The 15,446-nt window shown below is 73.0% G+C and carries 14 protein-coding genes; 8 read left to right on the plus strand and 6 right to left on the minus strand.

Annotated elements, in window-relative coordinates:
* Window positions 1–13 precede the first annotated feature (13 nt).
* The 3 genes from ACFVXJ_RS21250 (at window position 14) to ACFVXJ_RS21260 (ending at window position 2,003) form a co-directional block, all read left to right on the plus strand.
* Window positions 14–385 carry a cupin domain-containing protein gene (locus ACFVXJ_RS21250; RefSeq protein ID WP_389663698.1) on the plus strand — a complete coding sequence of 124 codons (372 nt, stop codon included), beginning with the start codon at window positions 14–16 and terminating at the stop codon, window positions 383–385.
* 153 nt (window positions 386–538) lie between these two features.
* On the plus strand, window positions 539–1,192 hold the full coding sequence (locus tag ACFVXJ_RS21255) for a uridine kinase (protein WP_389663700.1): 654 nt from the start codon (window positions 539–541) through the stop codon (window positions 1,190–1,192).
* Between the two features lie 175 nt (window positions 1,193–1,367).
* Window positions 1,368–2,003 carry a hypothetical protein gene (locus ACFVXJ_RS21260; protein WP_389663701.1) on the plus strand — a complete coding sequence of 212 codons (636 nt, stop codon included), beginning with the start codon at window positions 1,368–1,370 and terminating at the stop codon, window positions 2,001–2,003.
* A gap of 21 nt (window positions 2,004–2,024) precedes the next feature.
* On the opposite strand, the gene ACFVXJ_RS21265 is transcribed toward ACFVXJ_RS21260, so the two are convergent.
* Both ACFVXJ_RS21265 and ACFVXJ_RS21270 read right to left on the minus strand, forming a co-directional pair.
* On the minus strand, window positions 2,025–2,987 hold the full coding sequence (locus ACFVXJ_RS21265; protein ID WP_389663703.1) for a carbohydrate kinase family protein: 963 nt from the start codon (window positions 2,985–2,987) through the stop codon (window positions 2,025–2,027).
* On the minus strand, window positions 2,984–3,928 hold the full coding sequence (locus ACFVXJ_RS21270; RefSeq protein ID WP_389663704.1) for a pseudouridine-5'-phosphate glycosidase: 945 nt from the start codon (window positions 3,926–3,928) through the stop codon (window positions 2,984–2,986). The genes ACFVXJ_RS21265 and ACFVXJ_RS21270 overlap by 4 nt, the downstream gene beginning before the upstream one ends.
* Before the next feature lie 158 nt (window positions 3,929–4,086).
* On the opposite strand from ACFVXJ_RS21270, the gene ACFVXJ_RS21275 reads away from it, so the two are divergent.
* Window positions 4,087–4,464, plus strand: coding sequence for a cupin domain-containing protein (locus ACFVXJ_RS21275; protein WP_389663705.1), 378 nt, complete (start codon window positions 4,087–4,089; stop codon window positions 4,462–4,464).
* 57 nt (window positions 4,465–4,521) lie between these two features.
* On the opposite strand, the gene ACFVXJ_RS21280 is transcribed toward ACFVXJ_RS21275, so the two are convergent.
* The 3 genes from ACFVXJ_RS21280 to ACFVXJ_RS21290 form a co-directional block, all read right to left on the minus strand.
* Window positions 4,522–5,835, minus strand: a complete 1,314-nt coding sequence (locus ACFVXJ_RS21280; protein WP_389663706.1) for an MFS transporter — start codon at window positions 5,833–5,835, stop codon at window positions 4,522–4,524.
* A gap of 247 nt (window positions 5,836–6,082) precedes the next feature.
* Window positions 6,083–6,646, minus strand: a complete 564-nt coding sequence (locus ACFVXJ_RS21285) for a methylated-DNA--[protein]-cysteine S-methyltransferase (RefSeq protein ID WP_389663708.1) — start codon at window positions 6,644–6,646, stop codon at window positions 6,083–6,085.
* A 47-nt stretch (window positions 6,647–6,693) separates the two neighbouring features.
* Complete coding sequence (locus ACFVXJ_RS21290) at window positions 6,694–7,608, minus strand: glycerophosphodiester phosphodiesterase (protein WP_389663709.1); 915 nt, start codon at window positions 7,606–7,608, stop codon at window positions 6,694–6,696.
* Window positions 7,609–7,970: 362 nt separating this feature from the next.
* Between ACFVXJ_RS21290 and uvrB the strand changes: the two genes are divergently transcribed.
* The 4 genes from uvrB to ACFVXJ_RS21310 all read left to right on the plus strand — a co-directional run bounded on the left by uvrB (window position 7,971) and on the right by ACFVXJ_RS21310 (window position 14,055).
* Window positions 7,971–10,121, plus strand: coding sequence for an excinuclease ABC subunit UvrB (uvrB, locus tag ACFVXJ_RS21295; RefSeq protein WP_389663711.1), 2,151 nt, complete (start codon window positions 7,971–7,973; stop codon window positions 10,119–10,121).
* A gap of 90 nt (window positions 10,122–10,211) precedes the next feature.
* Window positions 10,212–10,790: a TerD family protein gene (locus tag ACFVXJ_RS21300; RefSeq protein ID WP_136217164.1), complete on the plus strand. Its 579-nt coding sequence runs from the start codon at window positions 10,212–10,214 to the stop codon at window positions 10,788–10,790.
* A gap of 85 nt (window positions 10,791–10,875) precedes the next feature.
* Window positions 10,876–12,777 (plus strand): TerD family protein, encoded by a 1,902-nt coding sequence (locus tag ACFVXJ_RS21305; RefSeq protein WP_389663713.1) that lies wholly within the window; start codon window positions 10,876–10,878, stop codon window positions 12,775–12,777.
* 294 nt (window positions 12,778–13,071) lie between these two features.
* Complete coding sequence (locus ACFVXJ_RS21310) at window positions 13,072–14,055, plus strand: TerC family protein (RefSeq protein WP_389663714.1); 984 nt, start codon at window positions 13,072–13,074, stop codon at window positions 14,053–14,055.
* 8 nt (window positions 14,056–14,063) lie between these two features.
* Here the strand turns inward: ACFVXJ_RS21310 and ACFVXJ_RS21315 are convergent, their stop codons facing one another.
* On the minus strand, window positions 14,064–15,380 hold the full coding sequence (locus tag ACFVXJ_RS21315; protein ID WP_389663915.1) for an MFS transporter: 1,317 nt from the start codon (window positions 15,378–15,380) through the stop codon (window positions 14,064–14,066).
* Between the last annotated feature and the right edge of the window lie 66 nt (window positions 15,381–15,446).

Genomic DNA, 15,446 nt, shown 5'->3' on the forward strand with positions numbered 1-15,446 from the left:
GAAGGAGGGGCACATGGGTGGTGGCGGGCAGGCGACGGTACGGCGTCCGAGACCGACCGGGGCATCGGATCTCATCGGTCGGGAGATCGTCATAGCCCCCGGGGAGTGCACGGGATGGCACTACCACGACGTACCGCTGATGGCGGTGGTCAAGTGCGGGACCCTGACCCGCGTCCTGCACGACGACACGGTCGAAGTGCATCCGGCCGGGACCACCTTCGTGGAGCCCCCGGGGATCGACCACATCCACCTCGGCCGCAATCTCGGCACCGAACCGGTCGTGCTCCAGGTGACCTGTTCCCTGGCCGAGGACGCACCCTGGTCGGTGTCGACCCCGGCCCCGCCCACCGCCACGCACTGCGGCTGCCCCGGCCACGACGGCTGACGAGAACCCCTCGTGCCATCCCGCTGCCCGCTGCCCGCTGCCCGCTGCCCGCTGCCCGCTGCCCGCTGCCCGCTGCCCGCCGCCGGGCATGGGCGCAGTCGGCGTACCTCCCCGCCCGCCCGGACGCCACGGGCCACCCCCGACAATGGGCTCGTGCAGTGGGAACCGATCACCTGGCAGCGGCTGGCCGAGCGGCTCGCCGACCACCTCGACGCACGCGAATCACCCGAGGGTGAGGCGGGTTGGCAGCGGGTCGGCATCGACGGCGCGCCCGCCGCCGACACCGCGGCGGCGGCCGAGCACCTCGCCGACGCCCTGCGCTCGCACGGCCGCCCGGTCCTCGTGGTGGCCGCCGACGGCTTCCTGCGCCCCGCGTCCCTGCGTTTCGAGTACGGCCGTGAGGACGTGGACGCGTACCTCGGCGGCTGGTACGACACGGCCGCCCTGTGGCGCGAGGTGCTGGGTCCGACCGACCCGGGCGGTACCGGGCGGGTACTGCCCGACCTGTGGGACCCCGTGACCGACCGGGCCACGCGCAGCCCGTACATCGAACTGCCACCGGGCGCGGTGCTGATCGTGCACGGGCCGCTGCTGCTGGGCCACTGGTTCCCCTTCGACCTCAGCGTGCACATCCGCCTCTCCGCGGGGGCGCTGGCCCGCCGCACCGAGGAGTCCGCGCGCTGGACCCTGCCCGCCTTCGCGCGCTACGAGGCCGAGACCGATCCCGCTTCGATCGCCGACGCGCTGGTGCAGGCCGACGACCCGCGCCACCCGGCGTGGACCGGCATCCGCGGGCAGGCCGGCTGACGGCGGCCCTCCCGCGCCCTCCCGCACCGTCACGGACGTCCGCACTCCGCAACAGCCCGATCCCCGCACGGCGACGAACCGGATCAGGCCATCGTGGTGGCCGATAGCCATCGCTACGTTGACCGGGACGCTTCAACGGGTGCCACATCCGGCGCCTTGGCAGAGGGAGACGGCAATGAGCAGAGGTCCCAAGGCAGCGGCACTGGCCGCACTGGCCCTGTGCGCCACCCTGGCCCTGACGGGCTGCAACGGTGACACGGACGCGGGAGCCGCCGGCTCGACGCCCGGCGGCACCCCGAGCGCGACCCCCGCGCCGTCCTCGGCCCCGTCCTCGGCCCCGGTCGGCGGTCCGCCGGCGGCGCCCGCGAAGCCGACGCCGAAGTCGACACCGGCCGCGTCCGCGTCCACCACCGCGTCCGCCGGCATGCCCGAAAAGGCCGCGCCGTCGGCCCCCGCGCCCGGCTGCACCGCCAAGGCGGCGATCTCGCCGAACGAGATCGCCGTCTACCGCTACACCCCCGAAGGCGGCTTCTCCAGCCTGATCGTCAAGCACGGCCACTGGGGCTGCCCCGGCCCGGGCGGCGGCGCCCACTTCGACACGGTCGGCGAGGAGACCTTCATCCCGATCGCCGAGGACGCCAAGATCACCGCCGTCACCCCCATCGTCGCGAGCACCGTGAGCAAGCCGATCACCCTCCACGAGCTCACCGAGTGGCTCATCGCCCACCCGGACAAGGGCCTGGTGTTCCACTACGACGTCGGCAAATCGGGCGCGATCGAGACCCTCGGGCAGGAGGAGTACACGGTGTGAGCGCCAGAGGTGTCTGACGGATCAGGGCCGGCCGCCCGGCCGGGTGACCGCCACGGCCGCGGCGCGGCAACCCGCGCGGGCGGCCGCCGCGGGGTCGGCGCCGGCCAACCGGGCCGCGAGGAAGCCACCCGTGAAAGCGTCCCCGGCGCCCGTGGAATCCACCGCTTCGGCGGCCTCCGCCGCCACCTCGGCGGTGATCCGGCCCGCTTCGGCGACCAGCGCCCCCGCCGCCCCCCGTGTGACCACCACCAGCGGTACCCGCCGGCTCAGCTCCACCGCCGCGCGCGCCACCCCGGCCGACTCCGGCAGGCCGGCCAGCAGCCCGGCCTCGTCCTCGTTGGGCAGGAGTACGTCCGCCCTCGCCACGGCGGCCAGGAAGCGCTCCGGCCCCAGCGCGGCGAGGAACCCCGCCGAGGCCGGGTCGACGCTCACCGGCACCCCCCGGGCGCGCGCCGCCCGCAGCGCGATCAGGGCCAGGTCCCGGCTGGAGTCGGCGAAGAACAGGTACCCCGACAGGTGCAGGTGCGCGGCCCCGTCCAGCAGGGCGGGCGCCCAGTCGTCGGGGGACAGCCGCAGGGAGGCCCCACTGTCGGTCAGGAACGTGCGCTCCGCGTCCTTGCCGACCAGCGCCACCACCGTCCCCGTCGGCTCCTCCCGGTCGATCACCAGCTTCGGCCGCACCCCGGCGTCGACCAGCGCCCGCTCGTGCCAGCCTGCCGATTCCACGCCCACCCGCGCGAGGAGGCGTACTTCCGCCGGGCCCGTGCGGGCCGCCCAACAGGCCGCGTTCGCCCCGGCGCCGCCGGGCAGGGTCCGGATGCGGGCCGCCGTGTCGGTGGCCGGGGCCAGGGGTTCCCGATACACCGCGACCACGTCCGTCACCACATCCCCGACGACCAGCAGCGCCCCGACCGGGCCCGGTCCGGAGGCCGGGCACGGTCCGGCGGCCGGGCCCGGCCCGGTGGTTAACCGTGCCCCGGTCATGCCCGCGCCGCCCACGCCCGCGCGATCCGCGCGCCGAGCCGCACGTTGCCCCGTACCGCCGCCAGGTTCGCCTCCAACGATGCCCCGCCCGTCGCCCGCACCAGGAACCCCAGCAGGAACGGGGTCACCGCCTGCCCCGTGAGCCCCCGCTCCCGACATTCCGCGAGGGCCTCGGCCAGCACCCGGTCGTGGAGTTCCGGATCCAACTGTTCCGCCTCCGCCACCGGATTCGCCACCAGCAGCGCGGACTCCGGGCCGCCGAGGGCGTCCTGGCCGGCCATCACCTCCGCCACCTCTTCCGGACTGGTAACCGTCCAGTCCACCGGCTCGCCGGAACTGGCCAGGTAGAAGCCGGGAAATCGGTCCGTCCCGTACCCGAGCACCCCCACGCCCAGGGTCTCCAGCCGCTCCAGGGTGGCCGGGACGTCCAGGATCGACTTCACCCCCGCGCACACCACCGTCAGGCGCGTGCGGGCCAGCAGCGACAGGTCCGCCGACTCGTCCTGGCTCCGGGTCCAGTCCCGGTGTACGCCGCCCAGCCCGCCCGTGGCGAAGACCCGCAGTCCCGCCCGCGCGGCCAGGAAGGCCGTCGCCGACACCGTCGTCGCCCCGGTCGCGCCCGTCGCGAGGGCGGGCGCCAGGTCCCGGTGACCGAGCTTGCGCACGCCGTCGCCGCTCGCGATCCGCTCCAACGCGGCCTTGTCGAGGCCCGCGTACGCCACTCCGTCCAGGACCGCGACCGTCGCCGGGACCGCGCCCTCCGCGCGGACCAGTGCCTCCAGCTCCAGGCCCACCGCCAGATTGCGGGGCCGGGGCAGGCCGTGGGCGATGATCGTCGACTCCAGTGCGACGACCGGACGGCCCCCGGCGAGCGCCTCGCCTACCTCTTCGGACAGGACCGGGACTCCGGACGGGGATGCGGCTGCTCTCTGCTGTGACATGTCCCCATCCATGGCACGGGAGCGCCGCCGCCAAACGCGGGGCCGGCGCCCCACCCGCGCCCGTACCCGCTCCCTGGACAGGATGACGCGTTCCACGCGCCCGCGCTGGACGCTCTGGCCACCCCGCAGGCCCTACACCGGCCTTACGCTTGCGCCCCATGAGCACCAGTGATCACAGCGCCCGCCCCGCCTCCCTCGCCGTCTCCGTACCGGACGTCCCGGATGCCGAACTGGAGACGGAGGAGCTGGATCCGGCCCGGATCGTCGCGGGCGAACCGGTGGTGACCGGCAAGGTGCTGTGGGAGGCCGAGGACGGCTCGCAGATCCGCGGCATCTGGCAGATCACCCCCGGAGTGGTCACCGACACCGAGGCCGACGAGCTGTTCGTGGTGGTCAGCGGACGCGCCACCATCGAGATCGAGGGCGGGGCGACCCTGGAGGTGGGCCCCGGCTCCGCCTGTGTGCTCCGCGAGGGCGACAAGACGACCTGGACCGTCCACGAGACGCTGCGCAAGGCGTACCACATCAACTGCTGAGCGCCGCCGCTCCACCGGCCGGGCGCCGCGAGCGCCGCGGTCCGGACGGTACGGGGCCTACGCGTCCGCCCGCGCCCCCGTCTTCACGGGCCCGGGGTGGCGGCGGGCGGTGAACAGGGCCAGCGCCGCCATCGGCAGCAGCAGCGCGGCGCCGATCGCGTTGAGCCAGCCGTAGCCGGCCCGGGACATGACCAGACCGGCCGCGGCGCCGCCCACGCCCGCTGCGGTGTTCATCGTGAGGTCGCTCAGGCCCTGTACGGCGGCCCGGGCGGCCTGCGGCACCGAGTCGGTCAGCAGCGCCGAGCCGGACACCATCCCGGCGGACCAGCCCAGTCCGAGCAGGAACAACCCGAGTGCGCTCTGCCCGTGGCGGTCGCCCGCCGTGCCCGCGAGCAGCGCGGCGAGCGACAGCAGCCCGGCCCCGAGACCGATCACGGACAGCCGCCCGAGCCGGTCCGAGAGCCACCCCATGACCGGCGAGAAGGCGAACATGCCGGCGATGTGGCCGCTGATGACGAGCCCCACCAGTTTCAGCCCGGCTCCGTGGTGCCCGAGGTCCATCGGTGTCATCACCATGATCGAGACCATGGTGGTGTGGGACACCGCGACGGTGAGCAGGGCGAGACGGGCCCGCGGCGTGGCCTTGACGGCGGCGAGCCCGGCGCGCAGCGAGCGGCCCGCCGCGGGCAGCGCGGTCGGCGCCGACAGCGCACGCGCCGTCAGCAGCGGGTCGGGCCGCAGGAAGACGGCGAGCAGCGTCCCGGTGAGCACGAAGACGACGGCGGCCCACAGGAAGGGGCCCGCCGTCCGGGGTATGGAGGTGCCGGCGAAGCCGGCGGCGGCCGGGGCGGAGAGGTTCGGCCCGGCGACCGCCCCGATCGTGGAGGCCCAGACGACCACGGAGATCGCCCGCGCGCGGCGGTCCGGGTCGGCGAGGTCCGCAGCGGCGAAGCGGGCCTGGAGATTGGCGGACGAGGCGGCGCCGAAGCAGGCCATGCCCAGCATCAGCAGCGGGAAGCTCTTGACCGAGGCGGCCAGCACCACGAGGAGGGCCCCGCAGGTGCCGATGGCGTACCCCAGGACCAGCCCGGCCCGGCGGCCCCGCGCCGTCATGAAGGCGGCCAGCGGCAGCGAGACCAGGGCGGTGCCGATGACGGCGGCGGTGGAGGCGAAGCCGGACAGGGACTCCGTGCCACTGACCTCGGTGGCCAGGACCGGGGCCAGGGCGATGCTGATGGGCACGCCGAGGCCGCCCAGCATCTGACTGGCGATCAGCACCCCGGTGATCCGCCGTCGCAGCCGGGGCACGTCCGCGGCCGTGACCGGCGCGGCGGTGCGCTCCGTACCGAGGGACGCCGTCACGCGCCACACCTCCCGGCCGGGAGCGGGACGCGGACGGAGGGGGTGAGGCGACCGCGCGCGGCGGCAGGAGTAGTCACCGCCGCAGTTTCCCACCCCTTACCGCGGGGCGGAACCCGGCAGGCAGCCCCACACGAGCCCGAGTCAACCCCGCCGCCAAGGGAGCCCCGACCCCCGCGCCGCCATGCGAGCCCCGAGCCCCGCGCCGCTCCTCTGCGAGTCCCCGCGAGCCGCGCCGCCCGCGTGCCCGCTCCGGACCTCAGAACAGCGGCTCGGGCAGCACCCCCTCCAGCGCGAGCAGCGTCCGCTTGGCCTCCACCCCGCCCCCGAAGCCCCCGATACCGCCGTCGTTCTCCACGACCCGGTGGCAGGGGACCACCACCGGCAGCGGATTGGAGCCCATGGCGTTGCCCACCGCCTGGGCCGCGCCCGGTTGCCCGACCCGGGCGGCCAGCTCCCCGTACCCGACGACCTGGCCGTAGGGCACCGAGCGGTCGAGCTCCAGCAGCACCTGGCGGTTGAACCCGGAGCTGAGCCGCCAGTCCAGCGGAAGCTCGAAGCGCCGCAGCGAACCGACGAAGTACGCCTCCACCTGGCGTATCGGCTCGGCGAGCAGCACCTCGCGGCCCGGCTCGGGCCGCCAGGGGTCCGCGCCGAGCCGGGAAACCAGCGAGCCGATCATCCGGTCGACCCGGTCCGGCCCGGCATGGAACCCGACCCGGACCAGTCCTTCCGGGGTCGCGGCAAGGAGCAGGGGGCCGACGCCACCGGCGACGACCGTCCATTCGAGATGCGGCCCGCGGGGCCGCTCGGAGCTGTCCACGCGTCCACCGTACGGCCCGCCACCGACAGCCCGGCCCCGCCCGCGGATCAGAACCAGCCGACCGCGTCCCGCACCACGTCGGGCGCGTTGGTGATGATCCCGTCCACCCCCATGTCCTGGACCTTCCGGGCCGTCGCCGCGTCGTCCACGATCCAGGTGTCCACCTCCATCGCCTTGCCGTGTGCGCCCCGCAGCCGGTGCACCGCCGCGACCCAGTCGGCCGAGATCGTGGTGTGCCAGGGGTTGATCCGGTCGGTGAAGGCGGCGTAGCGCGGCAGGTCGGCGACCTTGGGGGTGCCCAGGAAGGCCGTCACGATGTCCGGGCGCAGGTCGTGCACGATCCGGATGGAGTCGGCGCTGAAGCTCTGCACCACCAGCCGGCGGCCGACGTGCGCCTCGTCGAGCCAGCCGAGCCGATCCAGCAGGTCGAGGGTCTGCCGCTCGATCCCGGGGTAGAGCTCCGGCTTCTTGATCTCCAGCAGCAGTCGCTGGCGGTTGCGCTGGACCCGGTTCATGTAGTCCCGCAAGGTCGGCACCCGGGCGCCCGTGTACTCCTCGCTGAACCAACTGCCCGCGTCCAGCCGGGCGATCTCAGCCGCCGTGAAGTCCTTGACGAGCCACGGCTTGCGATCGGGGAACAGCTGCTCGACATTGGTGGTGCGGGCCAGACTGTCGTCGTGGACGACCACGAGTTCGCCGTCCTTGGTGCGCTGGACGTCGTTCTCGACCCAGGTCACGCCGAGCCGCATGGCGAGGTCGATCGACTCCAGGGTGTTCTCCGGGGCGTACGCCGAAGCCCCCCGGTGGGCGTACACGACGGGGGCGGCCGAGCCGAGCGGGCCGTTGCCCGAGGCGGGGCGGCCGGTGGGGCCGGCGGCGGACGAGACCGTCGTGCCGAGCACGGTGAGGGTCAGGCCCAGGAAGGCGGCCGCGGCCGCGGCGGCGGGTCGGACGACGTACATGCGTTCTCCTCGGGTCGTGAGCCCCTGCCCCTGCCTCAAACAGGCGCGAAGCGGCAGACGTTGCGGCGGTGCACTTCACTGCGATGCACTTCACGGCTGTGCGGTGGACGGCTGTGTGGTCGACGGTGATGCGGTGGACGGCGACGCGCTTCACGGAGATGCGCTTCACGGAGATCTGCCCCATGGAGATCCGCTGTATGGCGATCATGGGCGTGAAGATCACCGCGCCGCCACCGAACTACGACAAACGGACCAGGCCACCGCCGACCGGACGGGTACGGCGATCGGTCCGGGCGCCCGCGCCCGACCCGGCCGACCGGCGCGAGTGCGTGAGTGTCAGTGGAGGGTCGTACGGTGGAGTCATGCGGCCCGTATCGAAGATCGAACGCACGGTGGCGCCTTTCGAGGTCGTCAGCCCCTACCAGCCCAGCGGCGACCAGCCGGCGGCCATCGCCGAGCTGGAGAAGCGCATCCGTGCGGGTGAGAAGGACGTCGTGCTCCTGGGTGCGACCGGCACCGGCAAGTCGGCGACCACCGCCTGGATGATCGAGCGGCTCCAGCGCCCCACCCTGGTGATGGCCCCGAACAAGACCCTCGCCGCCCAGCTCGCGAACGAGTTCCGCGAGCTGCTGCCGAACAACGCCGTCGAGTACTTCGTCTCGTACTACGACTACTACCAGCCCGAGGCGTACGTACCGCAGTCGGACACCTACATCGAGAAGGACTCCTCGATCAACGAGGAGGTGGAGCGGCTGCGCCACTCCGCGACCAACTCGCTGCTGACCCGGCGCGACGTCATCGTCGTCGCGTCCGTGTCCTGCATCTACGGCCTCGGCACCCCGCAGGAGTACGTCGACCGGATGGTCGCCCTCAAGGTCGGCGAGGAGATCGACCGGGACCAGTTGCTGCGCCGCTTCGTCGACATCCAGTACACGCGCAACGACCTGGCCTTCACCCGCGGCACCTTCCGGGTCCGCGGCGACACCATCGAGATCTTCCCGGTCTACGAGGAACTCGCCGTCCGCATCGAAATGTTCGGCGACGAGATCGAGGCCCTCTCCACCCTCCACCCGCTGACCGGCGAGGTCATCAGCGAGGACCGCGAGCTGTACGTCTTCCCCGCCAGCCACTACGTCGCCGGCCCCGAACGCATGGAGAAGGCGGTCCGCGGCATCGAGGCGGAACTGACCGAACGCCTCGCCGAGCTGGAGAAGCAGGGCAAGCTGCTGGAGGCGCAGCGACTGCGCATGCGCACCACCTACGACCTGGAGATGATGCGCCAGATCGGGTCCTGCTCCGGGATCGAGAACTACTCGCTCCACATGGACGACCGGGCGCCCGGCTCCGCCCCCAACACCCTCATCGACTACTTCCCCGAGGATTTCCTCCTCGTCATCGACGAGTCCCACGTCACCGTGCCGCAGATCGGCGCGATGTACGAGGGTGACGCCTCCCGCAAGCGGACCCTGGTCGACCATGGCTTCCGGCTCCCGTCGGCGCTGGACAACCGGCCGCTCAAGTGGGAGGAGTTCCAGGAGCGGATCGGCCAGACGGTGTACCTGTCGGCCACCCCCGGCAAGTACGAGCTCTCGCGCGGCGACGGCTTCGTCGAGCAGATCATCCGCCCCACCGGCCTCATCGATCCCGAAGTGGTGGTCAAGCCGACGGAGGGCCAGATCGACGACCTGGTGCACGAGATCCGTCAGCGGACGGAGAAGGACGAACGGGTCCTGGTCACCACCCTCACCAAGAAGATGGCCGAGGACCTGACCGACTACTTCCTGGAGCTCGGCATCCAGGTCCGCTACCTGCACAGCGACGTCGACACGCTGCGCCGCATCGAGCTGCTGCGCGAGCTGCGCGCCGGCGAGTACGACGTACTGGTCGGCATCAACCTGCTGCGCGAGGGCCTCGACCTGCCCGAGGTGTCCCTGGTGGCGATCCTCGACGCCGACAAGGAGGGGTTCCTGCGCTCGGGGACCTCCCTGATCCAGACCATCGGCCGCGCCGCGCGCAACGTCTCCGGCCAGGTCCACATGTACGCGGACAAGATGACCCCGGCGATGGAGAAGGCCATCGAGGAGACGAACCGGCGCCGCGAGAAGCAGATCGCCTACAACACGGCCAACGGCATCGACCCCCAGCCGCTGCGCAAGAAGATCAACGACATCGTCGCCACCATCGCCCGCGAGGAGCTCGACACCGAACAGCTGCTCGGGACCGGCTACCGCCAGGCGCGGGACGGCAAGGGCGCGAAGACGCCGGTACCGGCCCTGGGCGGGGCGGTGACCGGCGGCAAGGCGGCCAAGGCGAAGGGCGCCAAGGGGGCCAAGGCCGCCGAGGTGCTGACCGACCGTCCGGCCGCCGAACTGGCCGGGATCATCGAGGAGATGACGCAGCGGATGCGGGCCGCGGCGGCCGAGCTCCAGTTCGAGGTCGCGGCCCGGATCCGGGACGAGGTCGGCGAGCTGAAGAAGGAGCTCCGTCAGATGAGGGAAGCGGGCCTCGCCTGACCCGGGGCAGGTCAGTAGGGTGGGCCACGGGCAGCCGCGGGTACGTGCCGCGGGCCCTCATCGGGGCGGGTAGAGGAGAGGGGACAGCGCGTGACGGTCAACATGACCAAGGGTCAGGCCATCAGTCTGCAGAAGCAGGACGGGGGCACGCTGACCGCGGTCCGGATGGGTCTCGGCTGGCAGGCGGCGAAGCGCCGCGGGCTGTTCGGCTCGCGGACCCGCGAGATCGACCTGGACGCGTCGGCGGTGCTCTTCGCCGACAAGCAGCCGGTGGACGTGGTGTTCTTCCGGCACCTGCAGAGCGACGACGGCTCCGTGCGGCACACCGGTGACAACCTCGTCGGCGGCGTCGGCCAGGGAGGCGACGACGAGGCGATCCTGGTCGACCTCCAGCGCGTTCCGGTGCACATCGACCAGATCGTCTTCACGGTGAACTCCTTCACCGGGCAGACCTTCCAAGAGGTGCAGAACGCCTTCTGCCGCATCGTCGACGAGACCAACGGCCAGGAACTGGCCCGCTACACCCTCGACGGCGGCGGCGCGTACACCGCGCAGATCATGGCGAAGGTGTCGCGCGTCGGCGCGGGCTGGCAGATGACGGCCCTGGGGACCCCGGCGAACGGCCGGACCTTCCAGGACCTGATGCCGGCGATCCTGCCGCACCTGTAAAGAGCCGCACCTGTAACGAACGGCGCGGACGACCAAGAGCACGCGGGCGACCAAGAGCACAGAGGGCACGGGGGAGGGCTGCACGATGACGGCCGAACTGGTCCGGGGGCAGAACCACCCCCTGTCCCGGCATCAGGTGGAGATCGGGGTCGTCGCGGGTGCGCCCGTACTGGCCCTGGTCTCGGCCGGTGACGACGAGGGCCGGCTGCCCGGCCCGGAGGCGCTGGCGCACCCGGGGGCCCGCACCCTGCCCGGGCTCAGGGTGCCGGGGTCGGCCGCCGACCGGCACCGGTTCCCCGTCGATCTCGACGCCGTCGGTGCGGCCGTCCACCGGGTCCGCCTGGTGCTCGCGCTACCGCCGGGCGGACCGGCCCGCTTCGGCGCGGTGCCGGCGCCGCACGTGGTGGTGGCCGGCCCCGATGGCGTCGAGGTCGCCGGCTACACCATCACCGGCCTCGATTCCGAGACCGCCGTGGTGGCCCTTGAGCTGTACCGCAGGCAGGGCGCCTGGAAGGTCCGCGCCGTCGGCCAGGGTTACGCCGACGGGCTGAGCGCCCTGCTCGCCGACGCCGGACTGGCCGGCCCGACCGCCGGCGCGCTGGCCACGGCGGCCCTGGAGGACTTCTCCCTCGCGGCTGCCGTGACGACGCCGGCGCCCACCGCCCCGCCCGGCCTGCCCGGACCATCCCGGTCCGGGGACGCCCGGTCCGGCGAAACCCGGGGCGGTGCGGCCATGGCCGACGCCCCCGGCCCGACGGCCATCGACTACGCCCACCCGCGCCGCCGCCGCACCACCACCGAGCCGCCCGAGCCGGCGGCCGCCCCCGAGGCGCCCCGGGAGCCCGGGACACCCCCGCGCCCCGTCGCCGGGGACGCGAGCGGCTGGTCCATGGAGGAGCGGCTCTACAACCAGGTCTGGGGCATGTTCGAGGATCTGGCCCGCACGGTGGCCGCCTACCGCGGCGCCGTCGACTTCGCCGACTCCCGGCTCGACCGGGAACTCGACGCGGCGTTGTCCGACCCGCGCGCCCGCCTCGGCGGGGCCGGCAACGCGGCACGGGACGCCGCCCGCACCCGCCGTGACGAACTCGTCGCCCGGGCCCAAGCCGTCCTCGACCGGGACCTCGCCCAACTGCGCGCCGAATCCGATGTCGTCGAACCCGCGCTGCCGGCCGCGTACGCCCGCTGGGACAACCCCGTCTGGCACGGCGCCGGCGTACCCGCGGAGAGCCCGCTCGCGCTGCGCCTGGGCGACCTGAGCCTGCCCGAGGCGCCGGGCCTGCGGGTACCGATGCTGATGCGGCTCCCGCTGGAGCGCGGCCTGTGGATCGACAACGGCCGCACCGGCTCCGAGGCCGCCATGACCATGGACACCGACCGGCTGCGCCGCCTCGCGATGGACATGGCCGTGGCCCACGCGGTCCGGCTGCTCGCCGTCCAGCCCGCCGGCCGGTTCTCCGTCCACGTCATCGACGCGGCCGGCGCCGGGAGCGCCGCGCTGGCACCCCTCGTACGAGCGGGTGTGCTCGCGGCCCCGCCCGCCGCCGGGGCCGAGGGCGTCGCCGAGACCCTGGAGCGGCTGACCCGTCGGGTGGACCTCGTACAGATGGCGGTGCGCGCCGGGGCACCCGAGGATTTGCCCCCGGACGTGGACCCGGCCGACCGACTGCTGATCGTCCACGACTTCCCGCACGGCTTCGACGACCGCGCCGTCACCCGGCTGCGCTACCTGGCGGACGAGGGGCCGGCGGTCGGCGTACACCTGCTGATGGTGGCCGACCGCGACGAGGCGTCGGCCTACGGACCGCTGCTCGATCCGCTGTGGCGGTCGCTGACGCGCCTGTCGCCCGTACCGGACCACCACCTGGCCGACCCGTGGGTGCACCACGCCTGGACCTTCGAACCGGACCTGCCCCCGCAGCGGAGCGCGGTCCTCGACCGGGCGCTGGAGCGGATCGCGCAGGCCCGACGGGGCGCCCGGCCATGAGGCCGCGGCGCCACGCGACCCGGCTGTCCCATGACCTCACAGTGACCGTTCGCTGACCTTTCTTTGGTCTCCTCTTTACCTTTGCCCCTCCCGGCGGCTACTGTGAGGAGCGCGGAGGGGAGTATTCCTGCTTTCCTGCTACGGCGTTCCCGTCAATACGGACCCCGCCCGGTCATCCGACCGCGGCCGGTCCCGGGGCGCCGGCCCCCGGCCTCCAGGCCGCCCGGGTGGAAGAGACCTCCGGCAGCGATGACGCTGACACAGTGCTGAGCCATCCGCCGGAGGCGTGTAGACATGGACGTTTCGTTGACCCTCTGGGTGCTGACCATCGTGGGTCTGGGCATCCTCATCGGCGCCGATTTCCTGATCGGCCGCAAGCCGCATGACGTATCGGTCAAGGAGGCCGGCGTCTGGACGGTCGTCTGGATCGTCCTCGCCGTGCTCTTCGGCCTCGGCCTGTCGGTCTTCGGCAACGGCCAGGCATCCCAGGAGTTCTTCGCCGGCTTCGTCACCGAGAAGTCCCTGAGTGTGGACAACCTCTTCGTCTTCGTCCTGATCATGGCGAAGTTCGCCGTACCGTCCCACCTCCAACAACGCGTCCTGCTGATCGGCGTACTGATCGCCCTGGTGCTCCGCGCGGTCTTCATCGCGGCCGGCGCCGCGATCATCGCGAGCTTCTCGTGGGTCTTCTTCCTCTTCGGCGCCTTCCTGATCTACACCGCCTGGAAGCTGATCCAGGAGGCACGCAAGGACGAAGCCGAGGAGGAGTTCGAGGAGAACCGTCTCCTCAAGTCGGTCGAGAAGAAGTTCGGCGTCGCCGACAAGTACCACGGCACCAAGCTCTTCATCCGCGGCAACGGCAAGCGCGTCCTGACCCCGCTGATGGTCGTCATGCTCGCCATCGGCACCACCGACGTGCTGTTCGCCCTGGACTCGATCCCCGCGATCTTCGGTCTCACCCAGGACCCGTACATCGTCTTCACCGCCAACGCCTTCGCCCTGATGGGTCTGCGCCAGCTGTACTTCCTCATCGGCGGGCTGCTCAAGAAGCTGGTCCACCTCAGCTACGGCCTGTCCGTCATCCTCGGCTTCATCGGCGTCAAGCTGGTGCTGCACGCGCTGCACGAGACCGGGGTGCACGTCCCGCAGATCTCCATCCCGGTGTCCCTCGGCGTCATCTGCGGTGTCCTGGTCGTCACGACCGCCACCAGCCTGATCGCGTCCGGGAAGCAGGAGGCCGCCGAGGCGACCGCCCGCACGGAGAGCGTCGACGCCTGACCCGACGGCTATGCGGGGGCGGCCGTCTCGGCCGCCCTCTTCTCCGTACCCGCGCCCCGGTCCGCCCCGGGTCCCGCGACGTGGGGGTTCGTCTCCGGCAGCAGCGCGAAGCAGGCCAGGCTGAGCAGGGCCATACCGCTCAAGTACCCGGCCACGCCCCACGGCGGACCGGCGCCGTCCGCCAGCGCCGTCGCCACGATCGGGGTGAGGGCGCCGCCCAGCACGCCGCCCAGGTTGTAGCCGACGGCCGCCCCGGTGCACCGCACGCGCGGGGCGTACAGCTCGGGCAGGTAGGCCCCCACCACGGCGACGGTGGTCACCATGCCCAGCAGCGCGCCCAGGAAGCCCAGCGTCATCGGCAGCGGATCGCCCGTGCACAACAGCGCGACGAAGGCCGGCATGCACACCGCGCAGAGCGCGCAGCCGATCAGGCACAGCGGCTTGCGGCCGTAGCGGTCGCCCAGCACCGCGAGCAGCGGGGTCAGCGAACCCGTGAGTGCGACGGCCGTCATGACGCAGGCCAGCAGAACCGTGCGATCCAGGCCGAGGTGCGTCGTCGCGTACGCCAAGGACCAGGTGGTGGTCGCGTAGAAGACGGAGTAGCCCGAAGCGAGGGCCCCGCCGGTCAGCAGGAGCAGCCGCCAGTGGCCGCGCACCACCTCGGCGAGCGGGGCCCGTGAGCGCCGCCCCGTCTCCGCGAGCGCCCGGAACTCCGGCGTCTCCTCCACCGATCGGCGCAGCCACAGCCCGGTCAGCGCGAGCAGCCCGGCGGCCCAGAACGGCACCCGCCAGCCCCACGAAATGAACTGACCCTCTGTCAGGCCGGCCGACAGCGCCAGGATCATGCCGTTGGCCAGGACGAAACCCACCGGCGGCCCCATCTGCGGGAAGCTCGACCACAGTCCGCGCCGGCCCTCGGGCGCGTGCTCGGCGGTCAGCAGGACCGCGCCGCCCCACTCGCCGCCCAGCCCGAGCCCCTGGAGGAAGCGCAGCAGGAGCAGCAGCACCGGCGCGGCCGTGCCGATGGAGGCGTAGGAGGGCACGCATCCGACCGCCACCGTGGCCAGGCCGGTGAGCAGGAGGGAGCCGAGCAGCACCGGGCGGCGCCCGTGGCGGTCGCCGATGTGGCCGAACAGGGCGGAGCCGACCGGGCGGGCGAGGAAGCCGATGCCGAAGGTGCCGAAGGCGGCGAGGGTCCCGGCGAGGGGCGAGAGGGACGGGAAGAAGAGCGGGCCGAGCACCAGGGCGGCGGCCGTGCCGTAGACGAAGAAGTCGTAGAACTCGATGGCGGTCCCGGCGAGCGAGGCCAGGGCGAGGCGCGGCATCGAGGGGGAGTGGCCCGGGGAGGGGTCTTGTCGCATGGTGCGGCAATACCCCGCCCCGGAGCCTCA

This window comes from Streptomyces sp. NPDC058279 (assembly GCF_042881255.1).
Taxonomy (GTDB): Bacteria; Actinomycetota; Actinomycetes; order Streptomycetales; family Streptomycetaceae; genus Streptomyces.

What these genes read in the sequence shown, in the direction of transcription:
- ACFVXJ_RS21275 (WP_389663705.1), top strand. Translation starts at nt 4,087, where the DNA reads ATGAGCACCAGTGATCACAGCGCCCGCCCCGCCTCCCTCGCCGTCTCC.
- ACFVXJ_RS21270 (WP_389663704.1), bottom strand. Translation starts at nt 3,928, where the DNA reads ATGTCACAGCAGAGAGCAGCCGCATCCCCGTCCGGAGTCCCGGTCCTG.
- ACFVXJ_RS21250 (WP_389663698.1), top strand. Translation starts at nt 14, where the DNA reads ATGGGTGGTGGCGGGCAGGCGACGGTACGGCGTCCGAGACCGACCGGG.
- ACFVXJ_RS21315 (WP_389663915.1), bottom strand. Translation starts at nt 15,380, where the DNA reads ATGCCGCGCCTCGCCCTGGCCTCGCTCGCCGGGACCGCCATCGAGTTC.
- ACFVXJ_RS21265 (WP_389663703.1), bottom strand. Translation starts at nt 2,987, where the DNA reads ATGACCGGGGCACGGTTAACCACCGGGCCGGGCCCGGCCGCCGGACCG.
- uvrB (WP_389663711.1), top strand. Translation starts at nt 7,971, where the DNA reads ATGCGGCCCGTATCGAAGATCGAACGCACGGTGGCGCCTTTCGAGGTC.
- ACFVXJ_RS21260 (WP_389663701.1), top strand. Translation starts at nt 1,368, where the DNA reads ATGAGCAGAGGTCCCAAGGCAGCGGCACTGGCCGCACTGGCCCTGTGC.
- ACFVXJ_RS21290 (WP_389663709.1), bottom strand. Translation starts at nt 7,608, where the DNA reads ATGTACGTCGTCCGACCCGCCGCCGCGGCCGCGGCCGCCTTCCTGGGC.
- ACFVXJ_RS21310 (WP_389663714.1), top strand. Translation starts at nt 13,072, where the DNA reads ATGGACGTTTCGTTGACCCTCTGGGTGCTGACCATCGTGGGTCTGGGC.
- ACFVXJ_RS21305 (WP_389663713.1), top strand. Translation starts at nt 10,876, where the DNA reads ATGACGGCCGAACTGGTCCGGGGGCAGAACCACCCCCTGTCCCGGCAT.